The sequence below is a fragment of the uncultured Candidatus Puniceispirillum sp. genome (genome assembly GCF_963979125.1).
Lineage (GTDB): Bacteria > Pseudomonadota > Alphaproteobacteria > Puniceispirillales > Puniceispirillaceae > Puniceispirillum.
The window spans coordinates 1-4,776 of the sequence record NZ_CAXBVX010000130.1 but is presented as its reverse complement, the minus strand read 5'-3'; the positions used below and the strand labels follow the sequence as shown (position 1 = coordinate 4,776).

Annotated in this window: 7 protein-coding genes; all 7 read right to left on the bottom strand. The window is 52.0% G+C overall.

The window, feature by feature from the left end:
* Window positions 1-679, bottom strand: a 679-nt coding sequence (gene ruvB / locus ABNT28_RS10090; RefSeq protein WP_332923179.1) for a Holliday junction branch migration DNA helicase RuvB, incomplete at its 3' end; no start/stop codon positions are given.
* Between the two features lie 10 nt (window positions 680-689).
* On the bottom strand, window positions 690-1,313 hold the full coding sequence (ruvA, locus tag ABNT28_RS10085) for a Holliday junction branch migration protein RuvA (protein WP_348721517.1): 624 nt from the start codon (window positions 1,311-1,313) through the stop codon (window positions 690-692).
* Window positions 1,310-1,912: a crossover junction endodeoxyribonuclease RuvC gene (gene ruvC, locus ABNT28_RS10080; protein ID WP_332923177.1), complete on the bottom strand. Its 603-nt coding sequence runs from the start codon at window positions 1,910-1,912 to the stop codon at window positions 1,310-1,312. The genes ruvA and ruvC overlap by 4 nt, the downstream gene beginning before the upstream one ends.
* A gap of 11 nt (window positions 1,913-1,923) precedes the next feature.
* Window positions 1,924-2,664, bottom strand: a complete 741-nt coding sequence (locus ABNT28_RS10075; RefSeq protein ID WP_332923176.1) for a YebC/PmpR family DNA-binding transcriptional regulator — start codon at window positions 2,662-2,664, stop codon at window positions 1,924-1,926.
* 90 nt (window positions 2,665-2,754) lie between these two features.
* Complete coding sequence (locus tag ABNT28_RS10070; RefSeq protein WP_332923175.1) at window positions 2,755-3,579, bottom strand: TIGR00282 family metallophosphoesterase; 825 nt, start codon at window positions 3,577-3,579, stop codon at window positions 2,755-2,757.
* Between the two features lie 34 nt (window positions 3,580-3,613).
* A complete protein-coding gene (locus ABNT28_RS10065; protein ID WP_348721516.1) occupies window positions 3,614-4,210 on the bottom strand; it encodes a 5-formyltetrahydrofolate cyclo-ligase in 597 nt (198 codons plus the stop codon).
* 196 nt (window positions 4,211-4,406) lie between these two features.
* Window positions 4,407-4,776: cell division protein ZapA (locus ABNT28_RS10060; RefSeq protein ID WP_348721515.1), on the bottom strand; the 370-nt coding region annotated here is incomplete at its 5' end.

The window sequence follows — 4,776 nt, the reverse complement described above, 5'->3', positions numbered from 1 at the left end:
CCCGCCGCAACAGGCGTCCCGCCACACGGGGGGTTCCGCGTGCCCGACCAGCAATCTCGCTGGCACCATCAGCCGCCAGATCAAGACCTAGCTTTATCGCTTGCCGGTGTAGAATCATCGCCAGCTCATCACGCGTGTAAAATTGCATCCGCATCTGGATACCAAAGCGGTCACGCAACGGCGTTGTCAGCAAACCAGACCTTGTTGTTGCCCCAACAAGCGTAAAGGGCGGCAAATCAATCCGTACCGAACGTGCCGACGGCCCCTCACCAATAATCAGATCAAGCTGAAAATCTTCCATGGCGGGGTACAAGACTTCTTCAACCACAGGTGCAAGACGGTGAATTTCGTCAATAAACAAAACATCACGTGGTCGCAAATTCGTAAGCAATGCCGCCAGATCACCTGCCCGTGCAATCACTGGCCCTGATGTGCCGCGAAACCCGACACCAAGTTCTGATGATACAATCTGAGCCAAGGTTGTCTTGCCTAGTCCCGGCGGACCATGAAGCAAGGTATGATCCATCGCATCACCACGGTCACGCGCCGCATGGATAAAGGTTTCCAGATTGTGCCGACCATTGCCTTGACCAATAAATTCGCCAAGCGATGTTGGCCGCAATGCATTATCGCCGCGTTCGACATGATCTGGATTCACAAGGCGTTCATCTTCGTTCATCTAAGCGTCTCTAGCTCCCGATTTCGCGCAAGGCGGCAGCGATTAATCCTGACAAATCATCCGCTTCACCAGCTTGCTGAACCCGCAGCAACGCTGCATGTGCCTCGCTTCGTCCGTATCCCAGATTAACCAAAGCTGACAAAGCATCACCCATAGCGCTTGCAACTGGCGAATCCGTAACGCCAGCATTGCCAGATACACTGACAGCAAGACCATCACCAAGCGACGGAAACCGGCCAATCTTTTCAGCCAGTTCGTTCACAACACGCTGGGCAATTTTGGGACCAACACCATCGGCACGTGCCACCATTGCCTTATCACCAGCCATAATGGCACTGCTCAGATCGGCTGGCGACAATACTGACAAGATCGCCATTGCCGCTTTCGCCCCAACGCCTTGAACCGTTATCAATAGTCGGAAAGCATCGCGTTCGGACGCGTCATGAAAACCATAAAGCGTCATACTGTCTTCGCGGACGATCATTTCGGTCAGAACAGTAACCGCACCATCCTGTGCGGCAAGTTGACCTTGCGTTCGCCCTGAAATATTTACCAGATAGCCAACGCCCTGAACATCAATGATGGCGTGCGAGTCAGCTGTATGAGATAAGATGCCGCGAAGCTGCGCAATCATGGATTACCCTCATTATCCTGTGCGTCGCGTGCCAACGCCGCCGCTATAGCTTGTGACAGACCGTTTTTGGCGTCCGCATTACCTGTCGAACCTACACGCACAGACGCCGCTTTGCCAGCATCATCGGCAATGCCCAGTCCCGCACCATTGCTGGCGGCTATGGCAATCGCCAGCGCGTCTGCCGCATCAGCATTAGCTGGCGTTACCCCAAGCAAGCGCGAAACCATATCCTGAATTTGTATTTTATCGGCAGTACCCGTGCCGGTAATCGATTTTTTCACAAGGCGGGCAGCTAGCTCATGCACTTCAAGCCCAGTCTGACCACAGATCATGATCGCCACCCCCCGCGCCATGCCAAGCCTGAGTGCAGACTTTGCCGACTTGGCAACAAAGATTTCTTCAATGGCCGCACGCGTTGGCCTATGCGCTTCAATCACCGCCAAAAGATCATCGGCAATCCGGCAAAGACGTTGTGTATCAGGTAAAGTGGGGGAAGGTTTAATAACACCATTGGCTATATGTGACAGCCGTCCGCCTGCAACATCAATGACGCCCCATCCGGTGGCGCGCAATCCGGGATCAATGCCAAGAACGCGCATCACCGCCAGCCTTAGGTTAGTGAGGCCAGAATGTCGTCGGATATATCGAAATTGGACGATACATTCTGCACATCATCATTGTCGTCCAATACATCAAGCAATTTGAGCAAAGTAGATGCCTGAGCTTCGTTCACCTCAATGGTATTTTGCGGCTTCCAGATCAAGCCAGCTTCTTCAGGAGCGCCAAAAGCATTTTCCATAGCTTCGCGCAAATTGTTGAAATCCTCAGGCGCGCAGGTAACTTCATGACTTGTATCGTCGGACTCAACATTATCAGCACCCGCTTCAAGTGCCGCTTCGAACATATCATCAGCGCTAGCAACATCCGCAGGGAAAATCAGCTGGCCAACCCGATCAAACATAAAGCTTACCGAACCTGTTTCACCCAGCGAACCGCCATACTTTGTGAAAGCCGATCGCACTTCCGACGCCGTGCGATTGCGATTATCGGTCATCGCATCGACAATCAATGCTGTACCACCAGGGCCATAGCCCTCATAGCGGATTTCATCGTAGCTTTCGCCCTCGCCGCCCTCGGCGCGCTTAAGCACACGTTCGATATTATCCTTTGGCATATTCGCCGCACGCGCGGCTGCCAAGGCAGTCCTAAGCCGAGGATTTGAGTCAGGATCCGTACTGCTACGTGCCGCAACGGTCAGTTCCTTGATGAGACGACCAAAAATCTTGGCGCGTTTTTTGTCCTGCGCACCTTTGCGGTGCTGGATATTTTTGAATTTGGAGTGGCCTGCCATGGTTTCTAACTTCTGATTTATGCCGTTAACTTTATCTACTATCTCATATAGCAGACGCAAGGCAGAACGCCTAGCCGCTAGTGACCAAAACTATGCACGTCCGATTATGTCGGTGCCCGCGGTCATCGATAAATGCCCCCCCATACGCAAAGGTGCCACCGAAATAGCCAGACCAGTTTCATCACTTTCAACGACAAGTCCGCACAATGTCGGGGCGCCAAGTGCCACCGAAAGACGAGGATTCCCACGGCCCATAAACCGGTCAGTTGCTGCCTGTTTTTCCATGCCAATCACGCTGTTATAATCGCCGCACATGCCCGCATCAGTTTGATAGGCAGTGCCACCTGGCAAAATATGATGATCAGCTGTTGGGACATGTGTATGCGTGCCAACCAGCATAGACGCACGACCATCAGCAAGATTCCCAAGCGCCATCTTTTCCGACGTGGCTTCACCATGCGCATCGACAAGGATGAAATCCGCATCACGCCCCAGCTTGTTGCGCACCAGACTATCATCAAGTGCCAAAAAGGCAGGATCATTTGGTGCCATAAATAAATTGGTCATGACATTGATAACGCATAAGCGGGTACCAGCATCATTTGTAACAATGGCAATGCCAGCCCCTGGGGAACCTTCTGCCATATTAATCGGGCGCAACAAACGCGGTTCATTGGCGATATAATCAATAATTTCGCGTTTGTCCCAAACATGATTTCCCGTTGTCAGCACATCAGCACCAGCGTCAAACAGAACATCACAAATTGCGGGTGTAATGCCAAACCCGCCTGCAGCATTTTCACAATTTACGACAATGAAATCTAGTGACAAATTTTCGCGCAATATCGGCATCGCATCAATCACAGCTTGGCGCGCTGATCGCCCCACAATATCACCTAAAAAAAGAACCCTCATATGGGCAAACTCCTATCACGCGTCAGCCGCAAATTTACGACGACATTATCAATCCGTCTGGGGTTAAAACAGCATCAAGTGCCATATCATAGGGACCCGTTGGTACATGTTCGACCTGCTGTCCAGAAAAGGCGATACCAATGACCACGACAGTGCGGCCAGCTTTGCGCAATCCGCCAATCGAACGATCATAAAAGCCACCGCCATAACCAAGACGCCAACATGCAGCATCAAATGCAAGCATTGGTGCCAAAATGATATCTGGCACACAGGTAGGCGCAGTGGCTGATGGCTGTTTCGTATCATAAGGACCATCATCCAGCTTGTCGCCAGGGGCCCATAATCTGAAATCCAGCGGATTACCAGGTGCAGGTGTAATCGGCATCGCTGTTTGCACAGATGATTCGGCTAGACGGGCGACCAACGGCAAAGGCGACAATTCACTTCGAATAGGTAAATAGGCAGCATATATACCCTTGCCAAATCGTTCCAACAGCGCTTCGGCATGCGTTGCGACAGACGCATCTGCTTGGGTATGCTGTGCAAAAAGAAGCTTGCGGGTTTGTGTAGCAGCGCGGCGAAGCGCCTGCTTTTGGTCTGCAGGGTCAGCCGATTCGTTTGTGGACGTCATGTCAAACTTTCTGCAATAGATTAAGTGGCGGCGACCACGCTAACCGTCAGTGTAAACATCCTCTGTGACCTGATTAACAGGTGGGCACCGCGAATAGCTGAACCACGGCTCAGCCAGAGACAGCTCCCGAGAGAAATTTATGGCCCCAGGGATTGAAAAACCAAACGCGAAAATACAGTCGCCGCGCCCTGTTGATTTAAGGTGTTGTTAGCTTAGATGCAAGCTCTGTCAGCCGGGCGGCTGCTTTTTCCAGTGCAACCGCCGCAGCTTCGGCGTCTTGTCCGGCATCGTCAGATGATGATGCACCAGCTTCTGTCCCATTCGCCGAACGATCAGCGATAATCAAAGCTGTCATCGCCAGCAAGCGCGCTTCACCAATCTGGCCGATTGAATCGACCAGCGATTGCATGACCGAATCAACTTCGGCACCCAGCTTTGTGACATGCACTTCTTCACCCGCGTCACACCCGATTTGGTATGGCTTACCATTCAGGCGGATCGTTACTACCGAACTTGTCATTTGGTTTCTGTCACTTTGTCTTGTGGTGCCGCACCACCAGAAAATT

Excerpts from the sequence above, each read along its gene's own strand:
- ruvA (WP_348721517.1), bottom strand. The coding sequence starts at position 1,313 with ATGATTGCGCAGCTTCGCGGCATCTTATCTCATACAGCTGACTCGCAC.
- ruvC (WP_332923177.1), bottom strand. The coding sequence starts at position 1,912 with ATGCGCGTTCTTGGCATTGATCCCGGATTGCGCGCCACCGGATGGGGC.
- ABNT28_RS10075 (WP_332923176.1), bottom strand. The coding sequence starts at position 2,664 with ATGGCAGGCCACTCCAAATTCAAAAATATCCAGCACCGCAAAGGTGCG.
- ABNT28_RS10070 (WP_332923175.1), bottom strand. The coding sequence starts at position 3,579 with ATGAGGGTTCTTTTTTTAGGTGATATTGTGGGGCGATCAGCGCGCCAA.
- ABNT28_RS10065 (WP_348721516.1), bottom strand. The coding sequence starts at position 4,210 with ATGACGTCCACAAACGAATCGGCTGACCCTGCAGACCAAAAGCAGGCG.